This is a genomic window from Pararhodobacter zhoushanensis, assembly GCF_003990445.1.
GTDB classification, from domain to species: Bacteria; Pseudomonadota; Alphaproteobacteria; order Rhodobacterales; family Rhodobacteraceae; genus Pararhodobacter; species Pararhodobacter zhoushanensis.
Map to the genome: position 1 here is coordinate 53,397 of NZ_REEZ01000012.1, position 14,365 is coordinate 67,761.

Below are 14,365 nucleotides of genomic sequence, written 5' to 3' on the forward strand. Positions count from 1 at the left end.
TGTCTGTCCTTCACGTTGTAAAGTCATCAATCAGCGGGTTGGGTTTTGCGAAACGCTCGAGATCTGCTTGGTCCCCGATGGTGATACGAGTGCCTGTCACTGTCACGCCGTAGGGCTGCAGGCCCTTGAAGGCACGGCTGAGGTTTTCCGGGGTCATGCCCAGCACCGAAGCCAAGCGGCGCTTCTCGAAATCGAGCTCGAAAACAGCCCCACCCCCGGCGCGCTTTTGTTGCCTGAGCAAGTAATTCGCGAGCCGCTCCAGCGAGGTTCTGAGCTTGAGGTCCTTCTGCGACTTAATCACAGAGCGGTAGCACTGCGCCAGCTCGGTGACGATCGCACGGGCAAAGTTGCTGTCGGCGTCGAAGATCGCGCGCACGTCCTGACTGGGGATCAGCGCGATCCGGCTCTTCTCCTGCGTGCGGGCCGACATCAGGTAGGGCGCATCCTTGATGGTCGCAGCAAGAATGAACGTCGAAATGGGGCGGACAGTCGCCATGCTGGTATCCCGGCCGTTCCAGGCCGAGAATAGATCGACTGAGCCCGAAAGGACGATGTGAAGAAAATCGCTCGGCTCACCTTCAGTGATCAATTCGATCTGAGCGGGGAAATTCTGCACGTAAGCACCCCGCATGAGGGCCGTGAAATGCGCATCCGCCATTTGCGAGAAGAGATCGAGCTTTCGAATATCCCGGTATTCTGAATCGGGCATGTCGTCTCCCTCTGTCTTTCCACGGTTAACAAATATCATCAAATCAATTGATAATTGTCAAACAATGAGTTGCCCTGCGCCGAACAAGCCTTGATCTTTCACAGCGCGCCCAATGACATATTTCTGTAAGCCATTTATTTCGTTATACTTTTCCAAGTTTTATGATCCAGATCAAACCATGCGCACCGATCCGGCGTCAGGTCTGGCACTGAACCCCATGCAGGGGTGACAGCGTTATTCTTGCCGGAGACCCGCCATGCAGACCGTAGCAACAGCCTCGCGCGCCGATCAGACACGCGCCTTGAGCCTGAGCACGATCGCCTTCACCGCCTGTTTCGCGGTCTGGACGATCTTTTCCATTATCGGTGTCGCCATCAAGGCCGAGCTTGGCCTGAACGACACGCAATTCGGCCTGCTGGTCGCCACCCCGATCCTGACCGGTTCCATCACGCGCCTGTTTCTCGGCGTCTGGACCGAGAAATATGGCGGGCGGCTGGTGTTCTCCAGTCAGATGATCCTGACCGCACTGGCCACGTGGGCGCTAACGCTTGCGGATAGTTACATCATGTATCTGGTCGCAGCACTTGGCATCGGCCTGGCGGGCGGGTCTTTCATCATCGGCGTGGCCTATGTCAGCCGCTGGTATGACGCGGGTCATCAGGGCACGGCGCTTGGCATTTTCGGTGCGGGCAATGTTGGCGCAGCGGTCACCAAGTTCGTCGCGCCTTTCGTCATGGTCGCTTACGGCTGGCACGGCGTGGCCTATGTCTGGGCGGCGGGCCTCGCGATCATCGGCGTGCTGTTCTTCCTTCTGGCCAAGGACGACCCCGAACTGGTCGAACGCCGCAAGACGGGAGCGAAGGCCCCGTCGCTGGCGCAGCAATTCGCACCGCTGAAGAACCTGCAGGTCTGGCGCTTTTCGCTCTACTACTTCTTCGTTTTCGGCGCATTCGTGGCACTGGCGCTCTGGATGCCGCACTACCTGATCGACGTCTACGGAATCGACGTGCGCTTCGCGGGTATGGCCGCGGCCTCGTTCAGCCTGTCGGCCTCGCTGTTTCGCGCCTATGGCGGCGTGCTGTCGGATAAGTTTGGCGCACGCAAGGTCATGTACTGGACCTTCGGCTTCTCGCTGCTGTTCCTGTTCATGCTGAGCTATCCGCCCACAGATTACGTCATCCGGGGCAAGGATGGCGCCATCGCCTTTTCAACCGAGATGGGTCTGTGGCCCTTCATTGCCACGCTCTTCGGCCTAGGCTTTTTCATGAGCCTCGGCAAGGCGGCGGTCTTCAAGCATATCCCGGTCTACTATCCGAACCATGTTGGCGCAGTCGGCGGCCTTGTGGGCATGATCGGCGGCCTAGGTGGCTTTGTTCTGCCAATCGGCTTCGGCGCGCTTCTTGACCTCACTGGTATCTATACCTCGTGCTTCGCGCTCCTCTTCGCATTGGTCGCCATCGCGCTGACTTGGATGCACCTTTCTGTTCGAGCAATGGAACGTGCAGCCCATGGCGAGGTTCTCGACCAGCTGCCGCAACTGCCCGAAATGCAGGATGTCCACCACCCAGAGCGCACGGCCATGCCGCGCGTATTGGAGGATTGGCGGCCCGAAGACGCGCAATTCTGGGACGAAAAGGGCCGTGCCGTTGCGCGCCGCAACCTCTGGATCTCGATCCCGGCGCTGCTGCTGGCGTTCTCGGTCTGGATGGTCTGGTCGGTGGTTGTGGCGCGCCTGCCTGCCATCGGGTTCGACTTCACCCCTGGTCAGTTGTTCTGGCTGGCGGCCCTGCCCGGGCTGTCGGGGGCCACGCTCAGGATCTTCTATAGCTTCATGGTGCCGATCTTCGGCGGGCGGCTCTGGACGACACTCTCTACTGCGTCGTTGCTCTTGCCCGCCATGGGCATCGGCTATGCGGTGCAGAACCCCGAGACGCCCTACCTCATCTTCCTCGTGCTGGCGCTGCTCTGCGGCTTCGGCGGTGGCAACTTCGCCTCCTCGATGGCCAATATCGGCTACTTCTTCCCCAAGGCCGAAAAGGGCAATGCACTTGCGTTGAATGCGGGCCTCGGCAACCTCGGTGTCTCGGTCATGCAGTTCCTCGTGCCCATCGTCATCACGGCGGGCGTGTTCGGCGCACTTGGCGGCCAGCCGGTGACCATGTCCGATGGCGGTCAGCTGTGGATGCAGAACGCAGGCTTTGTCTGGGTGCCCTTCATCGTTGCGGCCACTGTCGCCGCCTGGCTGGGTATGAACGACATCGCCGATGCGCGTGCCAGCTTTGCCGATCAGGCCGTGATCTTCAGCCGCAAACAGAACTGGCTGATGTGTGTTCTCTACACGGGCACCTTCGGCAGCTTTATCGGATATTCTGCGGGCTTCCCGTTGCTGACGAGGCTGGCCTTCCCCGACGTGAACGCACTGAATTATGTGTTCCTCGGCCCGCTGGTAGGCGCGCTCAGCCGCGCCGGAACCGGCTGGATATCCGACAAGTTCGGCGGTGGGCGCGTCACCTTCTGGACTTTCGCTCTGATGATCGTGGCCACGTTCGGCGTGATCACCTTCCTCGGGCTCGGCTCCTTCATCGGCTTCTTCGCCTGCTTCATGGCGCTGTTCTTCCTGACCGGTGTCGGTAACGCCTCCACCTTCCAGATGATCCCGGTCATCATGAGCCGCGAAGTTCCGCGCCTGATGCCGCATCTCGGCGTAGAGGAACGCAAGCGGCAAATCGCCATGGAATCCGGCGCGATCGTGGCCTTCACGTCGGCCATCGCGGCTTACGGCGCCTTCTTCATCCCCAAGGCGTACGGCACGTCCATCGCGATGACGGGCTCCGCGGTCGGTGCGCTCTGGGCCTTCCTGATCTTCTACGTGATCTGCGTCGTCATCACCTGGGCGGTCTACACGCGCCCCGGCGGCCTGCTGCACGACATCGAACATGGCCGCGCCCCGCAAGGCGCTGCCGCACAACCCGCACAATGACCCAACCGCATTCCCTGGCGGCGCAGGTCGCCGCCCGGACCCAGACACCCGAAAGGACAGCCCAATGAGCCATCTGCTCGACAAACTGAACTTCTTCCAGAGCAAAGAGCTGGAACAATTCTCCGACGGTTGGGGTCAGACCACCCGCGAGAACCGCGACTGGGAGGACACCTACAGAAACCGCTGGCGGCACGACAAGATCGTGCGGTCGACCCACGGGGTGAACTGCACCGGGTCTTGCTCGTGGAAGATCTACGTCAAGTCCGGGATCGTCACCTGGGAGACGCAGCAGACCGACTATCCGCGCACGCGGGCTGGCCTGCCCAACCACGAGCCGCGCGGTTGTGCGCGGGGGGCGTCCTACAGTTGGTATCTCTATTCCGCGAACCGGGTGAAGAACCCGCTGATCCGCGGCGCCCTGATGCGTGCCTGGCGCAAGATGCGCGAGACCATGACGCCGGTGGCCGCCTGGGCCGCAATCCAGAACGATCCGATCCTTCGGGCCTCTTATACCAAGACGCGCGGCAAGGGCGGTTTCGTTCGGGCAAGTTGGGACGAAGCGACCGAGATCGTCGCCGCCGCCAACGCCTATACCGCGAAAACCTATGGGCCCGACCGGGTGTTCGGCTTCTCGCCGATCCCGGCCATGTCGATGGTCAGCTATGCTGCCGGTTCGCGCTACCTGTCGCTTCTGGGCGGCACGGCCATGTCCTTCTACGACTGGTACTGCGACTTGCCCCCCGCTTCTCCCCAGACTTGGGGCGAACAGACCGACGTGCCGGAATCTGCCGACTGGTACAATGCCGGGTTCCTGATGCTTTGGGGCTCGAACGTGCCGCAAACCCGCACGCCTGACGCCCATTTCTATACCGAGGTGAGGTATCGCGGCACCAAGTCCGCCGTGGTCAGCCCCGACTATTCCGAGGCGGCCAAGTTCGGCGACATCTGGCTGAACCCGCAGGCGGGCACCGATGCGGCGCTGGCGATGGCCATGGGCCATGTGATCTTACGCGAATACCATCTGGACCGGCAGGCCGAATATTTCGAGGACTACGCCCGCAAGTACACCGACATGCCGATGCTGGTGCGGCTGGATGAAAAGGACGGCCACCTTGTGCCGGGCCGGATGCTGCGCGCCGATGATTTCGACGGCAATCTGGGCGAGGCGAACAATCCCGACTGGAAGACCGTGGCCTATGATGAGGCCTCGGGCCAAATCGTTGCCCCCAACGGGTCCATCGGGTTCCGCTGGGGCGAAGAGGGCAAGTGGAACCTCGAAGAGCAGGCGAAAGGGGCAGAGGCCAAGCTGCGCCTGAGCCAGATTATGGATGGCGACCACGACGAGGTTGTGGGCGTCGACTTCCCCTATTTCGGCGGTGCCGCGACGGGCGATTTCGTCAAATGTGACCACCCCGAGGTGCTGACCCGGAACATTCCGGCGCGCCGCGTGAAACTGGCTGACGGAAAGGAGGTACTCGTTGCCACAGTGTTCGACCTCTTCTGCGCCAATTACGGCCTCGACCGGGGCCTGGGCGGTGAGTGGGTATCCAAGGACTTCGACGACGACAGCCCTTACACCCCGGCCTGGGCCGAAAAGATCACCGGCGTCGAGCGTGAGAAGATCATCGCCGTCGCCCGTGAATTTGCGGGCAACGCCGAAAAGACCCATGGCAAGTCCATGGTCATCCTCGGGGCCGGTCTGAACCACTGGTACCACATGGACATGAACTATCGCGGCATCATCAACATGCTGGTGATGTGCGGCTGCATCGGCCAGGAGGGCGGCGGCTGGTCGCACTACGTGGGGCAGGAAAAGCTGCGCCCGCAGACCGGCTGGCAGCCGCTGGCCTTCGCGCTGGACTGGAACCGTCCGCCGCGGCACATGAATTCAACCAGCGCGTGGTATGCCCACACCGACCAATGGCGCTACGAGACCCTGCGCGCGGGCGAAATCCTGTCGCCCACGGCACCCGAGGGCGATTGGGACATCAGCCTGATCGACTACAACATCCGAGCCGAGCGCATGGGCTGGCTGCCGTCCGCTCCGCAGCTGAAAACTAACCCGCTGGAGGTGTCGAAACAGGCCAAGGCGGCGGGTAAGGAGATCAAGGATTTCGTCGCGGAACAGCTGAAATCCGGCGATCTGGAAATGTCCTGCCAGGATCCGGACGCCCCGGAAAACTGGCCGCGCAACCTGTTCGTCTGGCGGTCGAACCTGCTCGGGTCTTCGGGCAAAGGACACGAGTATTTCCTCAAGCACCTCCTGGGTACCGATCACGGCGTGATGGGCAAGGACCTGGGCGAGGAAGGCGGCGTAATGCCGAAGGAAGCCGTCTGGCATGACGAGGCGCCGAAGGGCAAGCTCGACCTGCTGGTCTGCATCGACTTCCGCATGTCCACGACGGCGGTCTATTCCGACATCGTTCTGCCGACCGCCAGCTGGTACGAAAAGGACGACCTCAACACCTCGGACATGCACCCGTTCATCCACCCGCTTCAGGCGGCGGTGGACCCGGCCTACGAGTCGAAGTCGGACTGGGAGATCTTCAAGTCGATCGCCCGCAAGTTCTCGGAAGTGGCACCCGAGGTGCTCGGCGTGGAAACGGACATCGTCCAACTTCCGCTGCTGCACGACACCCCCGGCGAACTGGCGCAGGCCCATGTGAAGGACTGGAAGAAAGGCGAATGTGACCTGATCCCCGGCAAGACCGCGCCCAACTATATCGCGGTCGAGCGGGATTATCCGAACCTGTACAAGAAGTTCACCTCGGTCGGTCCGCTTCTTGAAAAGCTGGGCAACGGTGGCAAGGGCATCAACTGGGATACCAAGGTCGAGGTCGGCCATCTGCGCGACCTCAATGGCGTGGTGCAGGACGAGGGTGTTTCCCAAGGCCACGCGAAACTCGAAACGGCTATCGACGCGGCCGAGATGATCCTGATGCTGGCGCCCGAGACCAACGGCGAAGTGGCCGTGAAGGCGTGGGAGGAACTGGAAAAGCCCACCGGCCGCCACCATGCCCATCTGGCGGAAGGCGCGCATCACACCAAGATCCGCTTCCGCGATATCGCCGCCCAACCGCGCAAGATCATCTCCAGCCCCACATGGTCGGGCATCGAGAGCGAAGAGGTCTGCTACAACGCGGGTTACACCAACGTGCACGAACTGATCCCTTGGCGGACGCTGACGGGTCGTCAGCAACTCTATCAGGATCACCTGTGGATGCGAGCGTTTGGCGAAGGTTTCGCCAGCTACCGCCCGCCGGTGGACCTCAAGACCATCACAGCCGCCGTCAACAACGACGCGGCCGAGGGCAGTCCGCATGTGGTGCTGAACTTCATCACGCCCCACCAGAAATGGGGCATCCATTCCACCTATACTGACAACCTGTTGATGCTGACGCTGAACCGGGGCGGGCCAGTGGTCTGGATGTCCGAGATCGACGCCCAGAAAGCGGGTCTCGTCGATAATGATTGGGTCGAGGCCTACAACATTAACGGTGCGCTGACGGCGCGGGTCGTGGTGTCGCAGCGGATCAAGCAGGGAACCCTGTTCATGTATCACGCTCAGGAAAAGATCGTGAACACGCCTGGATCAGAGAAGACCGGCAATCGTGGCGGCATCCACAATTCCGTTACCCGCGCCACGCTCAAGCCCACCCACATGATCGGCGGCTACGCGCAGCTGTCCTACGGCTTCAACTACTACGGCACCGTTGGCAGCAACCGCGATGAATTCGTCATCGTGCGGAAAATGAAGAAAATCGACTGGCTCGACACACCTGCAAGCCGGTCCGCAACCCACAAAGTGGAGGCAGCGGAATGAAAGTTCGTGCGCAAATCGGCAAGGTCCTGAACCTCGACAAATGCATCGGGTGTCACACTTGCTCAGTGACCTGCAAGAACGTGTGGACGACGCGCGAAGGCGTTGAATACGCGTGGTTCAACAACGTCGAAACCAAGCCCGGCACCGGCTATCCCACCGATTGGGAAAACCAGAAACGCTGGAACGGGGGCTGGGTGCGCTCGGCGAGCGGCAAACTGCACCCCAAACAGGGAGCCAAGTGGCGGATCCTGGCCAATATCTTCGCCAACCCGTCCATGCCCGAGATCGACGACTACTATGAGCCGTTCGATTTCGACTATGACCACCTGAAATCCGCGCCCGACATGAATGCCTTTCCCACCGCCCGGCCCCGGTCGAAGATCACCGGCGAACGGATGGAAAAGATCGAGAAAGGCCCGAACTGGGAGGAAATCCTCGGCGGTGAATTTTCGAAGCGGTCGCAGGACTACAATTTCGAGGATGTGCAGAAAGAGATTTATGGAGAGTATGAGAATACCTTCATGATGTATCTGCCGCGTCTGTGCGAGCATTGCCTCAATCCCACCTGTTCCGCCTCTTGTCCTTCAGGCGCGATCTACAAGCGCGAGGAAGACGGCATCGTCCTGATCGACCAGGAAAAATGCCGCGGCTGGCGGATGTGCGTCTCAGGCTGTCCCTACAAGAAAATCTACTACAACTGGGAAAGCGGAAAATCCGAGAAATGCACCTTCTGTTATCCGCGGATTGAGTCCGGCCAGCCGACGGTCTGCTCGGAAACCTGCGTCGGCCGTATCCGCTATCTGGGCGTGATCCTTTATGACGCTGACAAGATCGAAGCTGCCGCCAGCGCGGAACGTGAAACCGATCTTTATGGCGCGCAACTGGATGTGTTCCTTGATCCCAACGACCCCGAAGTGATTGCAGCCGCCCGCCGCGACGGCGTCCCGGAGGACTGGATCGAGGCCGCCAAGGTCAGCCCGATCTGGAAGATGGCGATGGACTGGAAGGTCGCCTTCCCGCTGCACCCCGAATACCGGACGCTGCCGATGGTCTGGTACATCCCGCCGCTCTCCCCGATCCAGAACGCGGCCGAGGCCGGGCAGATCGCGATGAGCGACCAGATGCCCGACGTGCGCAGCTTGCGCATTCCGGTCAAGTATCTGGCCAACATGCTCACGGCCGGTGACGAGGAGCCCATCGTTCATGCGCTGGAACGGATGTCGGCCATGCGGCTTTATATGCGCGCGCTGACGGTCGATGGGGTTCGCGACGAAGGCATCGCCGCCCGCGTCGGCATGTCGGGCCGCATGATCGAGGATATGTACAAGATCATGGCCATCGCGGATTACGAGGACCGTTTCGCGATCCCCACGGCGCACCGCGAGCAGAACGAGGAAGGCGCCGAGATCCGCGGCGGCTGCGGGTTCACCGACGGCAACGGTTGTTCCACCGGCGAGACGGGCAAGACCAGCCTGTTCGGCGGCAAGAAGAAGTCCTTTGCCCTGCCGCTGGAGTCATTCTGATGATGGATCGTACCCTCAAGGCGCTGTCGCTGACACTCAGCTATCCGAGCGTTGACCTGCAAGACGCCATGCTCGAGATCGGGGCGGTGCTTGGCGCTGATCCCCGCATCGCGCCGGACACGCGAAAGGCCCTTCAAAAGCTGGCGGGTGACGTCGGGCAGGGCGACCTGTTCGATGTTCAGGAGAGCTATGTCATGCTCTTCGACCGCTCGCGCACGCTGTCGCTCAACCTCTTCGAGCATGTCCACGGCGAAAGCCGGGATCGGGGCGGCGCGATGGTCAGCCTGATCGAAACCTACCGGGAGGGTGGGTTTGAGCCCGCCACCACGGAACTGCCCGACCACCTGCCGGTGCTGCTGGAATTCCTGTCGACGCGTCCCTTTGCCGAAGCGCAGGAAACCTTGGCGGACGCGGCCCATATCCTTGACGCTCTGGCAGCCCGGCTTGTCCGACGCGAGAGTGGATATGCCGCCGCGTTCGCCGCTCTTTCCCAACTTGCCGGTGCGCAAGCCGATACGGATGCCGTGGCTGAGATGCTGGCCCAGCCCGATGACGATCCCACCGACCTGACCGCCCTCGATGCCGTCTGGGAGGAAACCGAGGTCACCTTCGGCCCCGACCCCAACGCCGGCTGCCCGCAGGTCCGCGACATGCTGGCCCTGATGGACAAACCGGCTCTCAAAGCCTCCGCACCTACCAACCTGAACAGGAGCGCATGACATGTTCGCCAATTTCGATATCAACTTCATGCTTTTTGGGGTCATGCCCTATGTCGCGCTGACGATCTTTCTGGTGGGCTCGATCGCGCGGTATGAACGTGATCCTTTCACTTGGAAAAGCTCTTCGAGCCAGCTTCTGCGTCGCAAACAGTTGATCTGGGGCTCGATCCTTTTTCATGTCGGTATCCTGACGGTATTCTTCGGTCACCTCGTTGGTCTGTTCACGCCCATCTGGGTGCTGGATGCCATCGGCATTCCCTATGGGTTGAAGCAGTGGATGGCGGTCTTGATCGGCGGGCCTGCGGGCATCGCTGCGCTGATCGGCTCGACGATGCTTCTTCACCGCCGCCTCGTTGACCCACGTATCCGCGTTACCTCGACGGTGCCTGACATCCTGATCATGGTCCTGATCTGGCTCCAGCTGGCTATCGGTCTGCTGACGATTACCCAGACGCTTCAGCACATGGATGGGTCGGAAATGGTCCGCTTCATGACTTGGTCGCAAAGCGTTGTGACATGGAACATCAATGCCTGGGTGACGGTGGTTGACGTGCATTGGCTTTACAAGCTGCATATCTTCCTTGGCCTGATCATCACGGCGCTCTTCCCCTTCACCCGACTTGTGCATATTTGGTCGGGTTTTGCAGCGCCTTTCCGCTACCTGCTGACGCGGCCGGGCTACCAGATCGTGCGCTCGCGCCGGACCCGTTCGCTTGAAGACCGCCGCCGCGCCTTTGACAAGCGACAGGGCAAAACCGGCCCCAAAATCACCACACCTGCGGAGTGACCATGATGAATATTGCTCTGTTTCCAGATGTTGTAGTGAATAATGAGACCATCCCCTCGGCGGCCATTGCCGCCGAGGCCCAGAACCACACGGCCCCCAAGGACAAGCCCGGCATCGCCTGGCGCAAGGCGGCGCAAGCCCTGACGATCCGCGCCTTGCTGCTGCAAGAGGCCCGCGCGCGCGGGCTGGTGTCTGATCCTCTTGAGGTGGCACCGGGGCGCTTCGAGACCGAGGAAGAGGCGCTGATCCGCGCGCTTCTGGACGAGGCACTAACCATCGCCCCGGTGACCGAGGACGCGGTGCGTGCCGAATGGGCTAAAGCCCCCGACCGTTACCGCTCGCCCCCGCTGTGGGACGTGTCACACATCCTTTGCGCATGCGATCCGCGCGACGAAGAAGAGCGCGCAGCCGCGCAAGCGCGGGCAACACATCTGCTGTCGAAACTCGACGGTGACGCCAAGGGCTTCGCCGCGGTCGCCCGTGAAAGTGATTGCGATTCCAAAGCATCGGGCGGTCACCTTGGCCAGCTTGGGCCCGGCGATACGGTGCCAGAGTTCGAAGCAGCGCTGCGCGAACTTGATGAGGGCAACATCACCCCTGCACCCGTCTTGTCGCGTCACGGCTGGCATATCATCCGCCTGAACGCCATCGCGCCGGGGCAAGTGCTGCCCTTTGAGACTGTCCGGCCGAAGATTGCACAGGCGTTGGAAAAGGCCGCCTGGGCGCGGGCCTCACGGGACTTCGTCGAAACTCTGGCCCAAGGCGCAAAGATCACTGGCGCCAGCCTTGCGCCGATCTGAAACCCGCGAAAGGACGTGCCATGCAACCGTCAGAGCCAGAAATGCGCGGATGCGGTGACAAACCGACAAGCCCCAGCCTGCTTTCAGATCCTCTGGATTTCATCAGCGAGGACCACCTGCGTGAAAGGCAAATCTGCGCCGTGATCGACGGGCTGGCTACGGCGGACCGTCTCGATCGCCAGGCGGCAACATCTGTGCTGCGCTTTCTGAACGAGGAATTGAACGTCCATCTGCGCGACGAGGCTGAGGATCTGTTTCCGCTTCTGGCCCGTCGTTGCACGGACGAGGACGCGATCGAGCGTGCAATCGCCCGGATAAGGGTGGATCAGGACGCGGCGGTGCGCCTGCTGCCTCAGGTGCGTGCGATGCTTGCCGGTTGCCTTGACAGCGGGGCCGACCTGACCGCCGAGGCGCGCGCGGTCTTGTCGGGCTTCGCGGGCCATGTGCGCCGCCATCTCGTGGCGGAAAACGCGATCCTTCTGCCGATCGCCCGCGCCCGGCTGACCCGCGCTGATCTGCGGACCTTGTCGAAACACATGCGGTCAAGACGCGGGCTGCCCGAACTTGCGGAGACGACCGATGCTGAATGATCTTCTGGCCCGCAACGAGGCGTGGTCGAAACAACGACACGCCGAGGAACCGGATTACTTCACCCGCCTTGCCGCCCTTCAGGCACCCGAGTTTTTCTGGATCGGCTGTTCGGACAGCCGGGTTCCGGCCAATGTGGTGGCGGGCCTCGATCCGGGCGAGGTTTTCGTCCATCGCAACGTCGCCAACATCGTTCATTCCTCGGACATGAATCTGCTATCGGCCCTGGAGTTCGCCGTCGAGGCGTTGCAGGTGCGCGAGATCATCGTTTGCGGCCACTATGGCTGCGGCGGGGTCAAGGCCGCGACCGAGGATTTGCCCCATGGTCTGGCCGACCACTGGCTGGAACCGATCCGCCGTCTGGCGCGCGCCTATGCCGTCGATCTCGGGCGCGAACCCGATCTTGAGGCGCGGCGCGACCGTCTGGCCGAATGAAATGTGGTCGAAGGTGTGCGGCGCGTCTGCGAAACGCCGATCTTGCAGCGGGCGTGGGCGCGCGGTGCCATCGTGCGCGTGCATGGCCTGATCTACGGCCTCAAGGACGGGCGCCTGCGCGACCTCGATTGCAGCATTGGACCCGGACACTTTCAGACAGGCCATCATAGCCAGGAGGCTGCACAATGACGATCCATCAGGCCATCGCGTCACCGGGCTGCGGCTGCGACCGCCGGGATATGCTCCATCCGTTAATCAGCATTGACGAGGCCCTTACCCTGATTGCGGCGGATGCAACACCTGTCGGTCGAACCGAGGCCACGTCGCTCGACAGCGCCTTTGGCCGAATCCTCACACAGCCGGTCCGGAGCCGTTCGATGGCACCGTCCTTCGATAACGCGGCAATGGATGGCTATGCCATCGGGACCTCAGCCCTGACGGGGCTCGGTCCCTGGGCGCTTCGGGTCGTGGCACGCATGCCTGCCGGGCAGGACTCCGCCACAGTGCTCGAGGGGACTTCGGCAGCCCGCATCTTCACAGGAGCACCCATTCCCAAGGGCGCGGATTCTGTGGTGATGCAGGAAGACGTCGTGCGGGACGGGGACGTCATTCACCTCTCCCGCCGTCCCGTAGCGGGTCTGAACATCCGTGTAGCGGGCAGCGATATGGCCAAGGGCGCGACCGTTCTGGATAAGGGCCGCAGGCTCGGCCCGAGGGAGATCGCTGCCTGCGCCGCGGCTGGAGCAGGCATCCTGCGCGTTCGGCGCAGGCTGCGCGTGGCACTTCTGGTCACCGGCGACGAGGTGCGGCGTGCGGGTGGCGCGCGCGAGGCCGCACAGATCTGGGACGTGAACACACCGATGCTCGAGGCAAGCCTTGCACGTGCAGGCATAGAAATCGTCGCCTCGGCCCATGGTGCAGACAATCTTTCGGGGCTGGTCCATCAACTGGGTGAAATGGCGGCGCAAGCCGACCTCGTCATTACCACGGGCGGCATCTCGGTGGGCGAAGAGGATCATGTGAAACCCGCCGTCATGGCACTTGGCGGCGAGACCCTGTTCAGTGGCGTGGCGATCAAACCGGGCAAGCCAGTGACGCTCGGGCGCATCGGAAAGGCGCACTGGCTTGGATTGCCTGGCAATCCGGTTTCAGCTTTTGTTACGTTTCAGGTCTTTGGCACGGCGCTGATCCGTTCACTGACCGGCGAGGCGACTGGTGCCCCGACCCGACGGCACGTCGTGACCGCGACTGAAATCCGCCGCAAGCCCGGGCGCTGCGAGCTCAGACCCGCGACCTTGGCTGGCTTCGACCCGCACGGCCGCGAGATCGCCCATTTCGAGGATGCCACACATTCAGCACGTGTCGGGCTGCTGCCCCTGGCGGACGGGCTGATGTTTCTGCCCGCCGATGCCGACAACCTGTCTGCCGGTGCGCTGGTCGAATTCCAACCCTTCTGCCAATCTTGAGGAGACCAGAGATGAAACTTGCCTACACAATGGCGCCGGGGCGCGGCGATACGGATTTGGTGCTTGAACGGCTTGCAACGGACCTCGCGGCCCGGGGCCTCAGATGTTGCGGGACCGTTCAGATTAACAGCGAGCGCACCGATTCAGGCCCTTGCGACATGGATGTTCGGGTGTTGCCCGATGGTGCAATTTTACGCATCAGTCAGGATCTGGGCCCGCAGGCGCGGGGGTGTCGCCTCGATCCAGCCGCGCTGGAAACAGCGGTCGGACTGGTCGCGACTGGCCTGTCATCCGGCGCGGACCTTTTGATCGTCAACAAGTTTGGCAAACACGAGGCCGAAGGGCGCGGGTTTCGTGATGTCATCGCCGAGGCGGTCGCGATGGATATCCCCGTTCTTGTTGGCCTAAATGCGCTCAACCGGTCGGCCTTCGAGAGTTTTGCGGAAGGGTTGGCCATCCAGCTGCCGCCTGAACGGGCTGCGCTGATGGCGTGGGTGGAGGGTGTGGCAAAGACCGCAGATGCAATGATTTGATC

At 62.0% G+C, this 14,365-nt stretch carries 11 protein-coding genes; 10 read left to right on the forward strand and 1 reads right to left on the reverse strand.

The features are described from left to right. Positions 1-10 precede the first annotated feature (10 nt). Complete coding sequence (locus tag EAE28_RS19745) at positions 11-709, reverse strand: helix-turn-helix domain-containing protein (protein ID WP_127109502.1); 699 nt, start codon at positions 707-709, stop codon at positions 11-13. Between the two features lie 256 nt (positions 710-965). Here EAE28_RS19745 and EAE28_RS19750 point away from each other — a divergent pair, with 256 nt between their 5' ends. The 10 genes from EAE28_RS19750 (at position 966) to EAE28_RS19795 (ending at position 14,363) form a co-directional block, all read left to right on the forward strand. Continuing rightward, a complete protein-coding gene (locus tag EAE28_RS19750; protein ID WP_127109504.1) occupies positions 966-3,689 on the forward strand; it encodes a nitrate/nitrite transporter in 2,724 nt (907 codons plus the stop codon). Positions 3,690-3,753: 64 nt separating this feature from the next. Then, positions 3,754-7,512, forward strand: coding sequence for a nitrate reductase subunit alpha (locus EAE28_RS19755; protein ID WP_127109506.1), 3,759 nt, complete (start codon positions 3,754-3,756; stop codon positions 7,510-7,512). After that, positions 7,509-9,035 carry a nitrate reductase subunit beta gene (gene narH, locus EAE28_RS19760; RefSeq protein WP_127109508.1) on the forward strand — a complete coding sequence of 509 codons (1,527 nt, stop codon included), beginning with the start codon at positions 7,509-7,511 and terminating at the stop codon, positions 9,033-9,035. Before EAE28_RS19755 ends, narH begins: the two co-directional genes overlap by 4 nt. A gap of 2 nt (positions 9,036-9,037) precedes the next feature. Then, positions 9,038-9,754, forward strand: a complete 717-nt coding sequence (gene narJ / locus EAE28_RS19765; protein WP_127109620.1) for a nitrate reductase molybdenum cofactor assembly chaperone — start codon at positions 9,038-9,040, stop codon at positions 9,752-9,754. Position 9,755: 1 nt separating this feature from the next. Continuing rightward, entirely contained in the window at positions 9,756-10,541 is a 786-nt protein-coding gene (narI, locus tag EAE28_RS19770; protein ID WP_072244846.1) for a respiratory nitrate reductase subunit gamma, read from the forward strand. A 35-nt stretch (positions 10,542-10,576) separates the two neighbouring features. Beyond that, positions 10,577-11,341 carry a peptidylprolyl isomerase gene (locus EAE28_RS19775; protein ID WP_331000332.1) on the forward strand — a complete coding sequence of 255 codons (765 nt, stop codon included), beginning with the start codon at positions 10,577-10,579 and terminating at the stop codon, positions 11,339-11,341. A gap of 20 nt (positions 11,342-11,361) precedes the next feature. Beyond that, on the forward strand, positions 11,362-11,931 hold the full coding sequence (locus tag EAE28_RS19780; RefSeq protein ID WP_127109510.1) for a hemerythrin domain-containing protein: 570 nt from the start codon (positions 11,362-11,364) through the stop codon (positions 11,929-11,931). Continuing rightward, positions 11,921-12,364: a carbonic anhydrase gene (locus EAE28_RS19785; RefSeq protein ID WP_220443969.1), complete on the forward strand. Its 444-nt coding sequence runs from the start codon at positions 11,921-11,923 to the stop codon at positions 12,362-12,364. The genes EAE28_RS19780 and EAE28_RS19785 overlap by 11 nt, the downstream gene beginning before the upstream one ends. Before the next feature lie 185 nt (positions 12,365-12,549). Then, entirely contained in the window at positions 12,550-13,830 is a 1,281-nt protein-coding gene (locus tag EAE28_RS19790; protein WP_127109512.1) for a molybdopterin molybdotransferase MoeA, read from the forward strand. 11 nt (positions 13,831-13,841) lie between these two features. Then, positions 13,842-14,363 carry a DUF2478 domain-containing protein gene (locus EAE28_RS19795; RefSeq protein ID WP_127109514.1) on the forward strand — a complete coding sequence of 174 codons (522 nt, stop codon included), beginning with the start codon at positions 13,842-13,844 and terminating at the stop codon, positions 14,361-14,363. Positions 14,364-14,365: the final 2 nt, after the last annotated feature.

Bases quoted from the DNA above. Each gene is read 5' to 3' on its own strand.
- EAE28_RS19745 (WP_127109502.1), bottom strand. From the start codon at position 709: ATGCCCGATTCAGAATACCGGGATATTCGAAAGCTCGATCTCTTCTCG.
- EAE28_RS19750 (WP_127109504.1), top strand. From the start codon at position 966: ATGCAGACCGTAGCAACAGCCTCGCGCGCCGATCAGACACGCGCCTTG.
- EAE28_RS19755 (WP_127109506.1), top strand. From the start codon at position 3,754: ATGAGCCATCTGCTCGACAAACTGAACTTCTTCCAGAGCAAAGAGCTG.
- narH (WP_127109508.1), top strand. From the start codon at position 7,509: ATGAAAGTTCGTGCGCAAATCGGCAAGGTCCTGAACCTCGACAAATGC.
- narJ (WP_127109620.1), top strand. From the start codon at position 9,038: ATGGATCGTACCCTCAAGGCGCTGTCGCTGACACTCAGCTATCCGAGC.
- narI (WP_072244846.1), top strand. From the start codon at position 9,756: ATGTTCGCCAATTTCGATATCAACTTCATGCTTTTTGGGGTCATGCCC.
- EAE28_RS19780 (WP_127109510.1), top strand. From the start codon at position 11,362: ATGCAACCGTCAGAGCCAGAAATGCGCGGATGCGGTGACAAACCGACA.
- EAE28_RS19785 (WP_220443969.1), top strand. From the start codon at position 11,921: ATGCTGAATGATCTTCTGGCCCGCAACGAGGCGTGGTCGAAACAACGA.
- EAE28_RS19790 (WP_127109512.1), top strand. From the start codon at position 12,550: ATGACGATCCATCAGGCCATCGCGTCACCGGGCTGCGGCTGCGACCGC.
- EAE28_RS19795 (WP_127109514.1), top strand. From the start codon at position 13,842: ATGAAACTTGCCTACACAATGGCGCCGGGGCGCGGCGATACGGATTTG.